At 70.2% G+C, this 14,467-nt stretch carries 14 protein-coding genes, 1 pseudogene and 2 CRISPR repeat arrays; of the genes and pseudogenes, 13 read left to right on the top strand and 2 right to left on the bottom strand.

What is annotated here, in order from left to right:
- Positions 1 to 366 precede the first annotated feature (366 nt).
- The 6 genes from ACR807_RS28070 (at position 367) to ACR807_RS28045 (ending at position 5,236) form a co-directional block, all read left to right on the top strand.
- Entirely contained in the window at positions 367 to 702 is a 336-nt protein-coding gene (locus ACR807_RS28070) for a UCP032817 domain-containing protein (protein WP_498371973.1), read from the top strand.
- A gap of 42 nt (positions 703 to 744) precedes the next feature.
- Entirely contained in the window at positions 745 to 1,650 is a 906-nt protein-coding gene (locus ACR807_RS28065; protein ID WP_438924435.1) for an aminoglycoside phosphotransferase family protein, read from the top strand.
- A gap of 436 nt (positions 1,651 to 2,086) precedes the next feature.
- On the top strand, positions 2,087 to 2,404 hold the full coding sequence (locus tag ACR807_RS28060) for a hypothetical protein (protein WP_438924434.1): 318 nt from the start codon (positions 2,087 to 2,089) through the stop codon (positions 2,402 to 2,404).
- Positions 2,401 to 3,321: an ATP-binding protein gene (locus ACR807_RS28055; RefSeq protein ID WP_438924433.1), complete on the top strand. Its 921-nt coding sequence runs from the start codon at positions 2,401 to 2,403 to the stop codon at positions 3,319 to 3,321. Before ACR807_RS28060 ends, ACR807_RS28055 begins: the two co-directional genes overlap by 4 nt.
- Positions 3,221 to 3,760: a pyridoxamine 5'-phosphate oxidase family protein gene (locus ACR807_RS28050; RefSeq protein ID WP_438924432.1), complete on the top strand. Its 540-nt coding sequence runs from the start codon at positions 3,221 to 3,223 to the stop codon at positions 3,758 to 3,760. The genes ACR807_RS28055 and ACR807_RS28050 overlap by 101 nt, the downstream gene beginning before the upstream one ends.
- Positions 3,761 to 3,904: 144 nt before the next feature.
- Positions 3,905 to 5,032: direct repeats of the CRISPR family, unit length 28 nt; unit sequence GTCTTCCCCGCGCGAGCGGGGGTGGTCC.
- 69 nt (positions 5,033 to 5,101) lie between these two features.
- Positions 5,102 to 5,236, top strand: a complete 135-nt coding sequence (locus ACR807_RS28045) for a hypothetical protein (RefSeq protein WP_438924431.1) — start codon at positions 5,102 to 5,104, stop codon at positions 5,234 to 5,236.
- 143 nt (positions 5,237 to 5,379) lie between these two features.
- On the opposite strand, the gene ACR807_RS28040 is transcribed toward ACR807_RS28045, so the two are convergent.
- Positions 5,380 to 5,904, bottom strand: a complete 525-nt coding sequence (locus tag ACR807_RS28040; RefSeq protein ID WP_438924430.1) for a hypothetical protein — start codon at positions 5,902 to 5,904, stop codon at positions 5,380 to 5,382.
- A gap of 101 nt (positions 5,905 to 6,005) precedes the next feature.
- On the opposite strand from ACR807_RS28040, the pseudogene ACR807_RS28035 reads away from it, so the two are divergent.
- Together ACR807_RS28035 and ACR807_RS28030 are read left to right on the top strand one after the other, a co-directional pair.
- Positions 6,006 to 6,275, top strand: a pseudogene (locus tag ACR807_RS28035) (DddA-like double-stranded DNA deaminase toxin); the annotation flags it as partial.
- A gap of 12 nt (positions 6,276 to 6,287) precedes the next feature.
- Positions 6,288 to 6,737 (top strand): Imm1 family immunity protein, encoded by a 450-nt coding sequence (locus ACR807_RS28030; protein ID WP_438924429.1) that lies wholly within the window; start codon positions 6,288 to 6,290, stop codon positions 6,735 to 6,737.
- A gap of 60 nt (positions 6,738 to 6,797) precedes the next feature.
- On the opposite strand, the gene ACR807_RS28025 is transcribed toward ACR807_RS28030, so the two are convergent.
- Positions 6,798 to 7,295: a DUF6933 domain-containing protein gene (locus ACR807_RS28025; RefSeq protein WP_438924428.1), complete on the bottom strand. Its 498-nt coding sequence runs from the start codon at positions 7,293 to 7,295 to the stop codon at positions 6,798 to 6,800.
- A 240-nt stretch (positions 7,296 to 7,535) separates the two neighbouring features.
- Positions 7,536 to 7,929: direct repeats of the CRISPR family, unit length 28 nt; unit sequence GGACCACCCCCGCTCGCGCGGGGAAGAC.
- Between the two features lie 465 nt (positions 7,930 to 8,394).
- On the opposite strand from ACR807_RS28025, the gene ACR807_RS28020 reads away from it, so the two are divergent.
- From ACR807_RS28020 to ACR807_RS28000, 5 genes are all read left to right on the top strand, one after another.
- Positions 8,395 to 9,729: a helix-turn-helix domain-containing protein gene (locus ACR807_RS28020; RefSeq protein WP_438924427.1), complete on the top strand. Its 1,335-nt coding sequence runs from the start codon at positions 8,395 to 8,397 to the stop codon at positions 9,727 to 9,729.
- Between the two features lie 24 nt (positions 9,730 to 9,753).
- Positions 9,754 to 10,797 carry a phosphotransferase gene (locus tag ACR807_RS28015; RefSeq protein WP_438924426.1) on the top strand — a complete coding sequence of 348 codons (1,044 nt, stop codon included), beginning with the start codon at positions 9,754 to 9,756 and terminating at the stop codon, positions 10,795 to 10,797.
- A gap of 1,017 nt (positions 10,798 to 11,814) precedes the next feature.
- Positions 11,815 to 12,303, top strand: a complete 489-nt coding sequence (locus tag ACR807_RS28010) for a hypothetical protein (RefSeq protein ID WP_438924425.1) — start codon at positions 11,815 to 11,817, stop codon at positions 12,301 to 12,303.
- 319 nt (positions 12,304 to 12,622) lie between these two features.
- A complete protein-coding gene (locus ACR807_RS28005) occupies positions 12,623 to 13,675 on the top strand; it encodes an AcrVA2 family anti-CRISPR protein (RefSeq protein WP_438924424.1) in 1,053 nt (350 codons plus the stop codon).
- 95 nt (positions 13,676 to 13,770) lie between these two features.
- Positions 13,771 to 14,361: a hypothetical protein gene (locus ACR807_RS28000; RefSeq protein ID WP_438924423.1), complete on the top strand. Its 591-nt coding sequence runs from the start codon at positions 13,771 to 13,773 to the stop codon at positions 14,359 to 14,361.
- Positions 14,362 to 14,467: the final 106 nt, after the last annotated feature.

The raw sequence follows: 14,467 nt of genomic DNA, 5'->3' as shown, positions 1-14,467 counted from the left end.
CACGGCAAGCCGGATGGACGAGGTGTACGCAAGGTGGCGGCTTGACGTTCCACGAGCAACAGGCGGAAGCGCATCCGATTGCAGGCCGGTGCGCGGTTCGCCCAGGGCGAGAAGACCGAGGAGATCGCCTCGAAGCTGCGGATGTGAGGGTGTGAGGCTGTTCTGGCCCCACCGTGACAGTCTGCTCTGGCTCCACCGGGGTTGGCTCGCCGGGAGGTTGCGACGGTTCGAGTTGGCCCCACCTGGCGGCACGCCGGGGCCTGTGACGGCTTGAAGTGGCCCCACCTGGCGAAGAGCGCTGGGGCATGACGTGGGCCGGAACGGGGTCGTCGAGGGTGGAACTGTTCGAGGCGATCCGGCGCGAGGATGCCGGGGGGGCGTGAGCTCGCCCGCCACTATGGGTGCACCGGCGCACGGTTCGCCAGGCGCCGGCCTCGGTACACCCTGGCCTCCAGCCGCGTGGTCGACACCGGCCGGCACACCTTCATCCTCAACACCGTCGACTACGCCCGCTTCTGCCAGGGGCTCGCCGGACGCTTCATCCACCACGTCCCCGACGACACCACCGACCCCGCCGAATCCACCGACCGGGTGACGGCCACCGTCACCGCCATCCACGCCCTGGGCTACCGGATCGACCCCGCCCTGTGGCCGCGAGCGGGCGCGGACTGCACCCAGTGCTACGCCGACAGCTCCTCCTAGACTGCCCACCCCCGACCACGCCACCATCGAGGAGCGGCACGCGTGCCCCGACAGCTCTGGCACGACCTCCCCGCCGGTATCACCACCGCGATCGAGGACCGCTTCGGTGCCGTCACCACCACCGAACCCGCCACCACCGGCGTCAACTCCGCGTTCTCCGCCACCCTGCACACCGGTCAGGGCCGCGTGTTCTGCAAAGCCACCCTGACCGACGCGCCGACCGCGTGGATGCACCGCACCGAAGCAGCCGCCAACCCCCATCTCCCCCGCACCACGCCCCGCCTGCTCGCCCGGATCGAACACGACGGCTGGCTCGCCCTCGTCTTCGAACACGTCCAGGGCCGTCACGCCGACCTCTCCCCCCACTCCCCCGACCTGCCCCTGCTCGCCCGCACCCTCACCGACAACGTCGCCGCGCTCACCCCGAACCCCTGGGCCGACGCAGTGCCCATGGCCAGGCGCTGGGCCGCGCGCCCGGGCTGGCACGCCCTCGCCGCCACCCCCGACACCCTCGACCCGTGGACCCGCGCCCACCTCGACGAGTTCCTCGCCGCCGAAGCGGCCGCTCCCGACCTGCTGCACGGCGACACCCTGCTGCACGCCGACCTCAACCCCCACAACCTGCTCATCACCCACCAGCCGACCACCCGACTGCACGTCATCGACTGGGCCCTGGCCTGCACCGGCCCCGCCTGGGCCGACACCGCCTACACCGTCGTCCGCCTCATCGCCACCGGCCACACCCCCGACGACGCCGAAACCTGGGCACAACAAACCCCCTCCTGGCACACCGCCGCACCCAGCGCGATCACCACCTACGCCATCACCCTCACCGGCCTCTGGCACCGCCGCACCCGACTACGCCCCACCCCCACCGGCCACCACCTCACCACCGCAGCCACCACCTGGCTCCACCACCGACTCGCCCCACCCTCCCCGACCGGGTGACCGGCAGGGCCATGTCCTTCACCCGATCGCACGACGCCGACAGGCTCCACAACCGACCACCCCGTACCCAGCCCGGTGATCGGCTGACCATCACCCCATCCCGCATCGGCGCCCGCGTCCTCATACACGACCCCATGACCGCGCCCTGCCCGCCCACGCCGGCGACTCCGACCAGCCCACCCACCACTGGCGGGAACTCCCCGACGGCGGCCTCGACCCGGGCACCCCACCACCGACGCCGCCTGCCGCGAACTCGCCGATCCGAACTGCCGCTCGCGCTCAACACCTGAGGACGTGGTCAGGTCGGCGAAGCGGACCTCCGGGCATGACAGGCCATCATCGGCCGGTTCCAGCCGGGCACAGCGTCAGATGCAGCGCCCTCTGCTCTGCCGGGCATGTCAGCCACAGCCACCTGCATCGAGACCACGTCCTGGCCGTGCTGCGCGCCGCCGCCACCGTCGGGGCGACCAACGCCGACGTCGTCGCCGTCGAGGCCCGCCGCATCGCCGAGCACCACGGCAACGCCAGTAGGACCACCCAGGGCGGCGGAACCCTCACCGCACCGGCCGGGCGGGTGGTGAGCCTGACCGGGTGTCGGCTCGCAGATCCGACCGCCACCATCGCTGCGCTGCCCGCCGACATCCGGCCGCTCCCAAGCGTTGACGCCCACGACGAGCTGCTCGCGCGCCGCCGCGACCCCCACCCGACAACCGTCCCGGACGGTCCGACGACGACCAGGAATGAGGTGTCGTGACCAGCCCGACCCGCCACCGGCCCGATCGCGCCGGCGCAGCCGGGGACTGTCCGACCAGGCCGCCACGACCGCGATCGACCGGGCATGCCAAGCGCCGTGGCTGCCGACGGTCCGAACTCCGGTCGAGGACATGGTCACCGCGGCCGGGCACGAGCAGCTGTCCCTACGGCGGGTTCCTCGCCGAGCTCCTGCTCGGCGAGTGCGACGACCGTGACCGTCGCCGCTGCGCCCAGGTCAAGGCCGCCGGGTTCCTGCGGGAGAAGTGGCCCGAGGACTTCGACCTCGACATCAACCCCGCCAGCGTCGGCACCCTCGCCGCCGGCGCCTGGATCACCGCAGGCGAGCCGCTCCGCCTGATCGGCGACTCCGGCACCGGCAAGTCCCACCCGCTCATCGGGCTGGGCACCGCCGCCCGGCAAAGGTTCCGCGTCCGCCACGCCCTGGCCACGAAGCCGGCCAACGAGCCAGCGGAGGCCGCCGACGAACGCCGGCTCGCCAAGACCACCGCCCACTACAGCCGAATCGACTTGCTCCGCATCGACGAGTTCGGCTACAGGGAACCCGGCCGCCGCGGCGCCGAACCGCTCTTCCAAGTTCCCACTGAACGCGAGAAGACCAACCCCATCGCCTCCAGCCAGCCCTTCCCCGGCCGGACCCACACCTTCACCGACCCACGTCTCCGCGCCGCGATCGTCGACCGGCTCGCCTTCGCCGGTGACATCCTCGGGACCGGCACCACCTCCTACCGACTCGCCCACGCCCGGTCGGCGACCGCACCGAGCCGACACTGTCGGTGGGAGTTGGTTGACTGGCCGGGTGTTCGAAACCCCCGACGAGATCCGCAGCCTCCAGGTCCTGCTCGACACGTCCCTGGCCGGCTCCGGCAGCCACCTCACATCCATCATCCGGCCAGGTGACAGCACCTTGGACGCCGAGCAGGTCGTCCGGGTCTGCCGCGGCATGTGCACCCTGGCCGTCGCCACGGTCACCCGGCGCGGCGAGCCGCGCATCAGCGGCGTCGACGGGCACTTCCTGCACGGCCGCTGGATCTTCGGCACCCACCGCCAGGCCGCCAAGGCCCGTCATCTCGCGGCGCGGCCCGGCATCAGCGCGACCTTCCTGCGCGGCGAGCAGTTCGGCATCTTCACGCACGGACACGCCGTCCCGCTCAACCCCGAGGGGACGAGCGGCGACCCGACCTGGCCGGCCGTCCGCGACCACCTCGTCACCCACTACGACGGCGACGGCGACGACCCGTTCTGGGACGAGAACGTCTGGTACCGCATCGACCCCAGCTGGATGGTCGCCTACAGCACCGACCCCGTCGGGCTGCTCGACCAACAACCGCCGGTCTGACGAAAGCACGCGCGGGCCCCCAGGCCGTCACCCCGAAGCCAGCCGAGGTTGACATCTTCAGCCAGACGTCAGGGCGATATCCGAGACCGCCGCGAACCGAATGAAAACGCGGACATCGGCCTGTAACGTAGCAGCTCAGGAAGTGTCTTCCCCGCGCGAGCGGGGGTGGTCCCCCGTCCGCCAACTCGGTCACGCTGTCGTCCTTGTCTTCCCCGCGCGAGCGGGGGTGGTCCGCTCGACGGCGCCCGCCTACTGCCCGAGCCGTTGTCTTCCCCGCGCGAGCGGGGGTGGTCCGTCCCACCGGACCGCCTGCTCGCTGCCGGCGCGGTCTTCCCCGCGCGAGCGGGGGTGGTCCCGCCCACACCACGAGCAGCAGCGGCGCGGGCGCGTCTTCCCCGCGCGAGCGGGGGTGGTCCGGGACGCGATGAGCAGCAACGCATCATCGTTGGGTCTTCCCCGCGCGAGCGGGGGTGGTCCGCGGCGCACCGAACGCGTCCGGCGCCCCGGTCCGTCTTCCCCGCGCGAGCGGGGGTGGTCCGATCAGCAGCCCGACGGGGTCCTGACCGCGCCGGTCTTCCCCGCGCGAGCGGGGGTGGTCCCATGCTGGCCCGGCCGGCCGACCTCGCGCCGTGGTCTTCCCCGCGCGAGCGGGGGTGGTCCGCTCTCCGATCACGTCCGGTGGCCCATCTTCACGTCTTCCCCGCGCGCGCGGGGGTGGTCCCGAGGTCACGGGCAGTGGCAAGTCGGGCCTGCTGTCTTCCCCGCGCGAGCGGGGGTGGTCCCCCGATCGTGCGGGAGCTGAACAACGTCAGCATGTCTTCCCCGCGCGAGCGGGGGTGGTCCGGACTGCCCGACCGATCAGGCCACGATCGACACGTCTTCCCCGCGCGAGCGGGGGTGGTCCCCGCAGCCGCAACATCACCGTCGCCGGTCTCGACGTCTTCCCCGCGCGAGCGGGGGGGTGGTCCTCGTGGCCCGCCCCGGGCGCGCCGGAAATCAAGGTCTTCCCCGCGCGAGCGGGGGTGGTCCCAGCCGGTCGACCAGCGTGTCCAGCAGGCGTTGTCTTCCCCGCGCGAGCGGGGGTGGTCCGCCGACGCCCAGCACGAACTGCAACCCGGACTCGTCTTCCCCGCGAGAGCGGGAGTGGTCCGTGCTGGTTGTAGTCCTGCACACGGACCGTCACGTCTTCCCTGCGCGAGCGGGGGTGGTCCCAGATTGGGGCGCTGCGGTGCCCGATTGTGTTCGTCTTCCCCGCACGAGCGGGGATGGTCCGCCCTGCTGGAAACGGATGAGCACGGGGTCGTCGGTCTTCCCCACACGAGCGGGGGGCGGTCTCGAGCGGTGGACGTGATCTGCGGCCTGGGCGGCAACGACACCATCTACGCCGGGGACGACGGCACCGGCGCCGACACGCTCCACGGCGGCCCGGCCGCGTACCTCGTCGTCAATACTTCCCCGCGCGAGCGGGGGAGCTGAGGCCACAGCATGAACTCAGTTGTGGCTGCTCAGGGTCCTGAGCTGCTCATCAAGGCTGTTGGTCCCCGAGGAACCAACCAGGTAGCCGGTGGGGGGACAGCCGTCTCCCCACCACGTTCATGCCTCGCTACCGGGTCACCTGTTCAGCTCTTATCAGCACTTACCGACCATCCGGGCCAGCACTTCCGCAACGCCGGTTCGGCCGGTGTCGTCCGGGGCCACAACCGAAGTTGGTAGGCGTCGAGCCCTTCGGCCCCCTCGCGTCCCGCCTCCTGGTATCCCCGTCCTGCGACGCGTGCTCGGTACTCGCCGCTGGGTAGCTCGCACGTGATCGGCGACCAGCCCCCGGACGCCTGGAAGTGAAGTGTGTCGCCCATCAGGTCGAGGTCGACGTCCACCACATGGTCCCATCGGTCGTCGTCGGCAGGTGGTTCCGTCGTCCAGATCTCGACGCGGATCGGTGCGTTCAGATTCCACTGGACCGGAGTAACAAGATCGACCAGACCGTCGGCGATGCCCACCCATCGGTGTGAGTTGCGGGCGTCGTTGAGGGCGCGTTCCCTGGCGTCGCTGTCGGGGTCGTCGTTCCAGGGGGCGTGCGAGTAAATGTAGAGCTGACCGTGGTCGATCTGGACTTCGAGGTCGTGGGTGACCGTGGGGGCGGTCATCAGCAGCTCTGCTCCTCGGCGATGTCGGCGCCCGCGCAGGGGCTTGTCCGCGATCTTGTCCGGGTGGGTGATGACTACCAGAAAGCTACTGGGTCGACCGGAGCGGCCAGGTGCACGGGCCGATCATGAGCGGCCGGGGCGAGCTGCGTGAGCAAGCCGTAGAGGGGTTGCGTCGCCTTGGCCTCGCCCCTGCGCGGGGAACCCTTACCGCTGCCGACCACGTAGAGGTGCAAGTAGCCGTGCAGGTGCAAGGGGCCGGCGGGGCTGACGCTACGTTGGCGGTGAACAATCGGCCGTGCGACTTCGGCCCGTTGTCCTGTGACCGCATCGTGCCGAGGGTGCTTCGGCCGGGGCAAAGCCTGACGGTCTACTGGCCGGGTGGCGTGAAGACCTACACCGGGAAGGAGCGCCAGTCGGTGGGGTACGTGCTTGATGTCGCCTACCGGCACGACCAGGAGCCCAGGCACCTCCGCACGCGCGAAGACGTCGACACCTTCGTTGACGAGCTGGTGACTCTTGGCCCGGCCTACAGTGCCGCGACTGCCTACGCCGTCGAGGAAGGCAGTGACGTGCTCCCTGACCACGAGCTGCTCATCGGCGCCAGTGGGCAAACCGGCCTCGGTGCCGTGCGGTACTCCGGCGGAGACGGCACGTACTACCTCCGAGGCGAGCAGACCAACCCCGAGGACGTGTCCTTCGGCTACTTCGGCACGGCCGCCGAGTTCCCGGCCGATGCCGCAGTGCGGCTAAGCCTCGTCCGCGAAGCTCTTTGGGGACTGCTGACGAGCCGCGGTGGGCGACCGAGCGGGATGACCTGGGTCGAGACGGACTGACGCTCCTGCCGCTCTACGCGGACAGCTAAGACGCGGACGTGACCGGTCTCGTGCCCGATGTCAGATCGTGATCGCCTGCAACGTGGCGGCGAGTTCACGGTCCGGACTGATGTTCCTGCCGTACAGCGGGCTGCAGGGGGTCGAGGCCAGTCGGACCGCCAGCGCGACAAGGTCCACGGTGGGATCGTTGTGGTGGTGGATCTCCGCGAGGCGCGCGAAGTCGGTCATGACGCCCACGACGCTGCGGTTGGCGGTGACACCGAGCTGCGCAGTCCGCATGTGCTGCCGTTCCCGGTCGACGATCGCGGACGGCGCGTCGAGGGTGGTCAGCACCGTGCCGATCTGCTCGGAGATCCTGCCGGTCAGTGTCCTCGCGGGCGCCAAAGGCAGCAGCACGGGCAGCAACGTCACCTCGTTGACCAGCAACACGACCCGAGGCCGCCAGAACAGGACCGTGGCATACCAGGGTCCCAGCAACGTCGTGCCACGATCGCCGTCGGGCGCGGTGGGCGGACCCGTCAGACGCAGCAGCTTCCTGGTGGCACGCACGATCAACACCCGACCATCCTGCCCTGATCCCCCCTACGGCACACCATCACCTCAGCCGTCGAGGCCGATGCCGGCCACGGAGCCCGGCCCGACACGGCTTGTCCGCAGCGGCGCGAACCCGTCCGACGTGACGAGCACCGAGGCAAGCCCGGGCCCGTCACCGACCGCGCATCTGGCCGCGAACGGGGACTGCAACTGGCCACCACAGCCAGCCGTCCTCGGGGAATCTTCGCTGGTCGCTGACACATCGGACCATCCCCGCTCGCACGGGGAAGACGCGGCCCGGATCAAGTACGTCCAGACCCGGCGAGGACCACCCCCGCTCGCGCGGGGAAGACAGGCGGTTGATGCCGTCCTGGGCCGGGCTGGTCGGACCACCCCCGCTCGCGCGGGGAAGACCACAACCTCAGCCCGACGACCTCCTGGGCCGCCGGACCACCCCCGCTCGCGCGGGGAAGACGACTTCGGGCGGCCGACGGACGTCCGGGTGCACGGACCACCCCCGCTCGCACGGGGAAGACCATGCCGGGGTTGAGCAGGCACATCGTGTGCACGGACCACCCCCGCTCGCACGGGGAAGACCGCCCGCGTCGACGCGCGCGGTGGACCGCCCGCGGACCACCCCCGCTCGCACGGGGAAGACACTTCGTGACCAGCGACTTTACAGGCCCCGGCATGCTTTTTTATTCGGTTCGTCGCGGTATCGGATATCGGTGGTCGGTTGACGCCGGTCTTCTCACGTCGGCAGGTGCGGCACGTCGTGATCGGGGAGGGCGTGCGACACGTGCGGATCGTCGTACCGCGTGTCGAGTGCTACTCCGCCGGGCACTGCCCGGCAAGTCCCCCATCAGGTGGCAGCGGTGTCGTAGAGGGGCGGGTTGATCTGCGGAAAACGCAAGTATCGCTACGTTGGGGCATCGGTAGCGTGACCGGGTTGACCGGCACGGCCGGTGACGTGACCGGTGCTGGAGGGGAGGCGGTCGTCATGAACGAGACGGACGCGGTGCGGCACTGCGCGTGCGGCACCCGACTCGCACGGGACAACCGCACCTCCCGCTGCGGCGCCTGTACTCGAGCCGGGCGGCGTGGCCCGACCGAACCTCCCGAGGTGCCCGCCGAGTTCTGGGACCGCCCCGATCTGCGCACTGCCCTGGCCACCCGCGATATCGGCGCCGTCATCCGCGCCTACCGCAGACACCCTCACCACGGTCGGCCCTTCCGGCAGGAGGCCGTCGCAGCCTGGATCGGTGTGTCCTCCACGCGGCTGAGCCGCATCGAGAACGGCGAACCCGTCAACAACCTGGCCAAACTCACCCGCTGGGCGCACACCCTCCGCATCCCACGACACCTACTCTGGTTCCACATGCCCGACGCACTACGTGACGACGTAGCAAAGGCGACACCGGTAGCCGACAGTCAGGAATCGGCGAGCGGCGCGCTGCTGCTGAACACCGCCTGCGTTCCGGCGGTGGACAGCGGTGATGCCGAGCGGTTGCGGACGCGCCTGGACTCGCTGCTGTCGGAGACGGCGTCATCCGCCAGGCTGGAGATGGTCGAGCAGCAGGTGCGCGACCATCTCACGCAGTACACCCGCACAGGCCCGGCCGAAGCCCTGGCTTTGCTGATCCCCGATCTCGCAGAGGTCCACGCGTTGGCCGCGCGCCGCCATCCGATCGCGGTCCATCGAACCCTGTCCACGGCGGTCACCATGCTGACGTTGCTGGTGGCCGACGCGCACATGAAGCGAGGGCTGATCGTCGACGCACGGCGCTGGTACCGCACGGCGCTGTTGGCCGCCCGCGACGGCGACGACCCGTTGCTGGCCGCTCTCGTCCTCGCCCAGCAGACCATGCTCGCCTACTACTACGAGACACCCGAGCGGACGATCAGCCTGGCCCGGCGCGCACGGGACTTGGCCGCCGATGCGGTATGCGATGCCGCCGCCCTCGCCGCAGCCGCCGAAGCCCGCGCCCTCGGCAAATTCGGCGACACCCGCGGGGTCCACCAGGCACTCGCTGACGCCCGCCGACTGACCGACCGGCTTGCCGAACTGCGTACCAGCGACGATCCCCACGCCGCCTACCACTTCAACCACGGCCGGCTGGCACTCTACGCCTCCGGCGCGCTGTCCAACCTCGGCGACGTCACGCATGCCCACGAGGCCCAAACCCAGGCCCTGCACACCTATGCGGCCGACCCGCGACTTGTCATCGACCCGGCGCTGATCCGTCTGGACCGGGCGTTCGTCCACGCCACCTCGGGCGACCCCGCCGGTGGCGCCGACCTCGCCGTGACCACCCTCACCGACCTCACACCGGCTCACCGCACCGCCGTCGTACTCACCCGCGCCCGCGACATCGTCGCCGTCGCCGAAGCCCTACCCCGTGTGCACAGAAACGCGGTGCAGGCCGTGGAGCAGCTACGCGAACTCACCGCGGTGTAGCCACCTCGCGGCAGCAATCCCCCGGTGTTGCCGAAGAACCACTACCACCGTCGCCTGCATCACCCCGCAGACGTCGACGGACCCGGCCGCCCGGACACTGGAGCGGTGACTTCAGGGCCGTACGAGGCGACCGCACACGACTTCACCACCGCCACCACCCGACCGCTGCTGGAACAGGCAGGCCGCATCGCCGACCTGGACACCAGTCGCGTCCGCACGCTGCGCCACCACAGCAACGCCGTCTACCTCGTCGGACCCCCCTCCCGCGAAGTCGTGGTCAAAATCGGACGCCCCGGACCCGATCCCGACCAGGATCTGAGCAACGCCCACGGCCTGGTCGAACTCACCCAGTGGCTCACCCACCACGACGTCCCCACCACAACCCTGCTCGACACAGCACCCCAGCCGCTGTTCATCGACGGCCACGTGATCACCATGTGGCACTACCTACACCAGCAGCAGCCGATCACCACGCAGGCCATCGCCGCGCCGCTACGGGCCCTGCACCAGGCACCTCTTCCACCGATCCCCCGCCCTGCACTGGACCCACACACCGCGATCACCCGCTCGATCACCGCCAGCCGCATCCTCACCGCCCGCCAACGGAACATGCTGCTCGAACGCCTCGACCGGCTCATGCCCGCTTGGACCTCGCTGTGCCTGGACTCGGCGACCCGACTCGTCCACACCGACCCCCAGCACCGCAACACCCTCTGGCGCCACCCCGCCGACCGGCCTCGCCGGTCCATCAAGCAAACCGCGGACCAAGCCGTACTGTGCGACCTCGACGACATCACCCTCGGCCCCGTCGAATGGGACCTGGTCACCATCGAAATCCACCACCGCCGATTCGGCCACGACGCCGCCGACTACGACACCTTCTGCAGTGCCTACGGCCGCGACATCCGCGACTGGCCGAGCTACCCCGACCTCCGTGACCTGCGAGAACTACGCATGATCGCCACCAACGCACGCAAATCCCAGCCCTCCAGCCCTCCCGCAGCCGAAGTCCACCGCCGCATCGATAGCCTCGACGGCCCTCCGAACCGGCGCTGGCGGATCCTGTAGACCTAGAAAAGGACTAACCACGACCGGCCCGCCCCCACTCGCACGGAGAAGACCACCTGGCGCCGGTGCCGATGTAGTACCACCCCCGCTCGCGCGGAGAAGACGTGATGCAGGTCGACGCCGCGCAGCTGGCTGAGGGAACACCCCCGCTCACGCGGGGAAGACGAGGCTGCCACCTGGATGCCTGCCCACGCGGGCGGACCACCCCCGCTCGCGCGGGGAAGACGTCCGATCACGTCCTCGGCGTGACGCCCTTGTAGGACCACCCCCGCTCGCGCGGGGAAGACCACAGGTGGAATCGGCGCTCAGCGCTGCCGGGCGGGCCACCCCCGCTCGCGCGGGGAAGACGGCGATGGCGTAGACGCCCGCCGCGCGGAGCGAGGACCACCCCCGCTCGCGCGGGGAAGACACCGCGCAGCACGTGACGCACGGCATCGCGAACGGACCACCCCCGCTCGCGCGGGGAAGACTCGAGGTTGAGGTACCGGCGGGTGTCGCGGTGCGGACCACCCCTGCTCGCGCGGGGAAGACACTTCCTGAGCTGCAACGTTACAGGTCATTGCCCGCATTTTCATTCGGTTCGTCGGAGTCTCGAATATCGCTCTGACGCTCGGCAGGGCATGACGTCACCGGTGCAATCTCATCGGTATGACATGCATGTCAACGCCCTGGCGTGAACGACATGGACCTCAAGATGAAAAGAGTTCAACGGCTCCTGGCCCACGGCAGACAACCGGCAGCGCCAGGCTCGCTTGAGACGTAGCCAACCGCGCAGGTCCGCTGCCCTGCTGGCTACTTGCCTCCCCAGGAAGAAGAACCCGTACTCGGCCTCGAACCTGCCCACGCGTTCGGAGGGCTGCGGACGCGCCCGGGATACGCCCTGCGGTTGCGGGGCGCCGCACCGTACAGGGGCAGGGGTGGAGGCGGCACACAACGCCGCCCCCACCCCTGCCCCTGTCTCGGCGGACGCACCCCGCAACCGCAGGGCACTCCCGAGCCGTAAAAGGGTGCGACACGATGAACATCCGACCGTCCCGACACCGCCTCTCAGCGCTCATCGACCGGTACAGGCACACGCTGCTGCGCTGGGCACGCCGCCCCGTGACCATCCGGGTCTTCCACAACCTGCACGACCGCGCACTGCTGGTCGGCCACCAGGGACAGCCGGTCGCCGAAGTCCTCGCCTACCGCGAGCCGCCGAGCACCCGCAGCCGCGACGTGGACCTGGTCGAGTCGGCCTTCCAACTGTGCAACATCGGCGACGACCCCGAATTCGGCCGACCCGACCCGCGCGCCGTCCGCTACCGCCACCGCGGCAACCGGTCGCTGTCCATCGGCGACGTCGTCGCCGTCGACGGCCGCTTCTACGCCTGCCAGCGCATCGGCTGGCGCCGCATCCCGGCACCACGGCAGCTCAACGAGCAGCGGCACGGCACCATCCCACTGCACCAGGACCAGCGCCCCGTACCGGGAACCGATCCGCAGTCGATCGACACCCGGCCCTGACCCCGGTCCCAGCGCACCCCACCGGGCACGGGCCTGCTCGACAAAGCAATCGGTACCGCACACCGGAACACCAGGTCCCACCAAGCGACCTGCCTTCCGCGCCGGAGCACGCGCCTCGACGACGCCACCACCGGACACCGCCGGGGAAGCAGTAACCAGCCCCGAACACGGCGGGCCGCAACGACGCCCCTGCCCACAGGCCACCTCCCCCAGCACCCCACCGCGGGCCCAGCTTCAGCCGGGCCCGCGGTGCTCGCGCGCGCCCAGCACGCCGCGCACCACGTCAGCCACTTCTTCGCCTCTCGGGAGCCACACCGTCATGCCCTTCAACCCCGACACCGGCATCTGGGACAGCACCTACACCCCACCCACACCCCACGACCTACCCGCCGTGCGGCTCTACCTCCGCGAAGTCTTCGCCCAACCGGAAGCGCTCGCCTTCCACACCACGATGGTCAAAGAAGGCCGCTTCTCCCGAGACCTGATCCGCTCACCACACCCCGAACAGGCCGCACAGCTCATCCTCCACGGCGAACGCGAACGCCTCGCCCACGCCGCCCTGTACTGGGTCTCCCCGGAAATGACCCAGGTCGCCACCGCCGCGGCCGACACCCTGCCCGAAGACCTGCGCATCGACCAGACCCACCAGCCCGCCGAACACGGGTTCATCGTCTTCGCCGACCCCATCGGCTCCTACCTCGGCGACGCACTGGGCGACCGGCGCGTCGACATCACCGCCGCCTCCTGGGGACCACTCCCCGGTGTACCCGACGCCACCGGGGTCACCTTCTACAGCGTCCGCGACCGCGACTACGCCCGCCACTGCCTGACCCGCATCCTCGGCCGACCACCCAAGCACGCCGAACTCGACGCCGCGTTGAAGGCCTCACCCGAGTGGATGTGGGACAACGAGATCACCCTGCACCACGGCACCACCATCGCCGACCTCGACCTCATCGGCCAGATGAGCACGCTCCTGCTCGGCCAGGCCGTCGCACCATGGATGAAAGTGCTCTACGCCGCCTGGCTACTGATGACCCAACCCGGCATCAGCCAGACCGAGCAGATCACCCCCAACCGGCGCCTCCAGCGCCGAGAGGCCCGCGAAGGCGTACGCGGCTCCGAGGTCCGCATCGTCCACGTACACCGCCGCCACCACGACACACCCACCAACCAGCAACCCTCCGGCGGCGGTGAACGCCGCTACTCCGTGCGCTGGCTGGTGCGCGGCCACTGGCGCAACCAGGCCCACGGCCCCGACCGGTCCCTACGCCGCCTCGTCTGGATCAACCCCCAGGTCCGAGGCCCACAGGACAAACCGCTCCGGACCGGCCACACCGTCCACGTCTGGGACCGACCCGCGGACCAGTGAGACCCACTGCCCACATCCCCCGGCAGGCACAGCCGACGGCACGAAAGCAGCACCCGACCGACCGCACCCAACCTCCACCGAAGGGACACCACCTCATGGACAACTCCGCCACAAAGCCCACAACCCTGATCCAGCAACTGCCCACCACCGTGCCCATAGCCGACCCGGCCGTCGTGCGACCCGACACCGACACGGCCGGCCTCACCTTGACGTCTCGACCGCGCTCACGACTCGGCATGTTCTGCCACGACGACCAGGTCTACTTCCTCACCCTGCCCGACGACCCCGACGAACTCGCCCTGCTGCCGATCGGCCTCGTCGGCGACCCCTTCGCCGACCGCGTCCACGTCGTACGCGGCATCGACTTCTGGATCGGAGACCGCAGCCTCGAGAACCACCCGCCCAACCCGACCGTGAACACCCTGCTCGACGACCTGCTCACCGACATCGCCTCCGACGCCTACACCGCCACCAACCGCGACCAGGCCCTCGCCCGACGGCTGCTCACCGCAGGCAGGCCGCGCATCTCCGGACCGTGCCTGCTCCTCGGACGCGACGAGACCACGGGCACCAGCACCGGCCTGCCGGAAACGTTCCTCGACTGGTTGCAGAGCACAGCAATCCAAGCCGTCACCGACCTCGTCCAAAACACCAACACGGTTGGCGAAGCCGACGCATGCGAGTAGACCGTCCTCCATAGCCTGCCCCCGGTCCGAGGACGCATCAGCGAGCACGGGAGCTGGTGGTGCGGCGGCAGCCATCAGCAGACGGATCGCTCGCGAGAAGCCGTGG

Origin of the sequence: Saccharothrix sabaoui (assembly GCF_051756985.1) — a bacterium.
Lineage (GTDB): Bacteria > Actinomycetota > Actinomycetes > Mycobacteriales > Pseudonocardiaceae > Actinosynnema.
The sequence above is the reverse complement of the archived record's forward strand: the minus strand, read 5'-3'. Positions and strand labels throughout refer to the sequence as shown.

What these genes read in the sequence shown, in the direction of transcription:
- ACR807_RS28070 (WP_498371973.1), top strand. Translation starts at nt 367, where the DNA reads ATGCCGGGGGGGCGTGAGCTCGCCCGCCACTATGGGTGCACCGGCGCA.
- ACR807_RS28040 (WP_438924430.1), bottom strand. Translation starts at nt 5,904, where the DNA reads ATGACCGCCCCCACGGTCACCCACGACCTCGAAGTCCAGATCGACCAC.
- ACR807_RS28010 (WP_438924425.1), top strand. Translation starts at nt 11,815, where the DNA reads ATGAACATCCGACCGTCCCGACACCGCCTCTCAGCGCTCATCGACCGG.
- ACR807_RS28005 (WP_438924424.1), top strand. Translation starts at nt 12,623, where the DNA reads ATGCCCTTCAACCCCGACACCGGCATCTGGGACAGCACCTACACCCCA.
- ACR807_RS28000 (WP_438924423.1), top strand. Translation starts at nt 13,771, where the DNA reads ATGGACAACTCCGCCACAAAGCCCACAACCCTGATCCAGCAACTGCCC.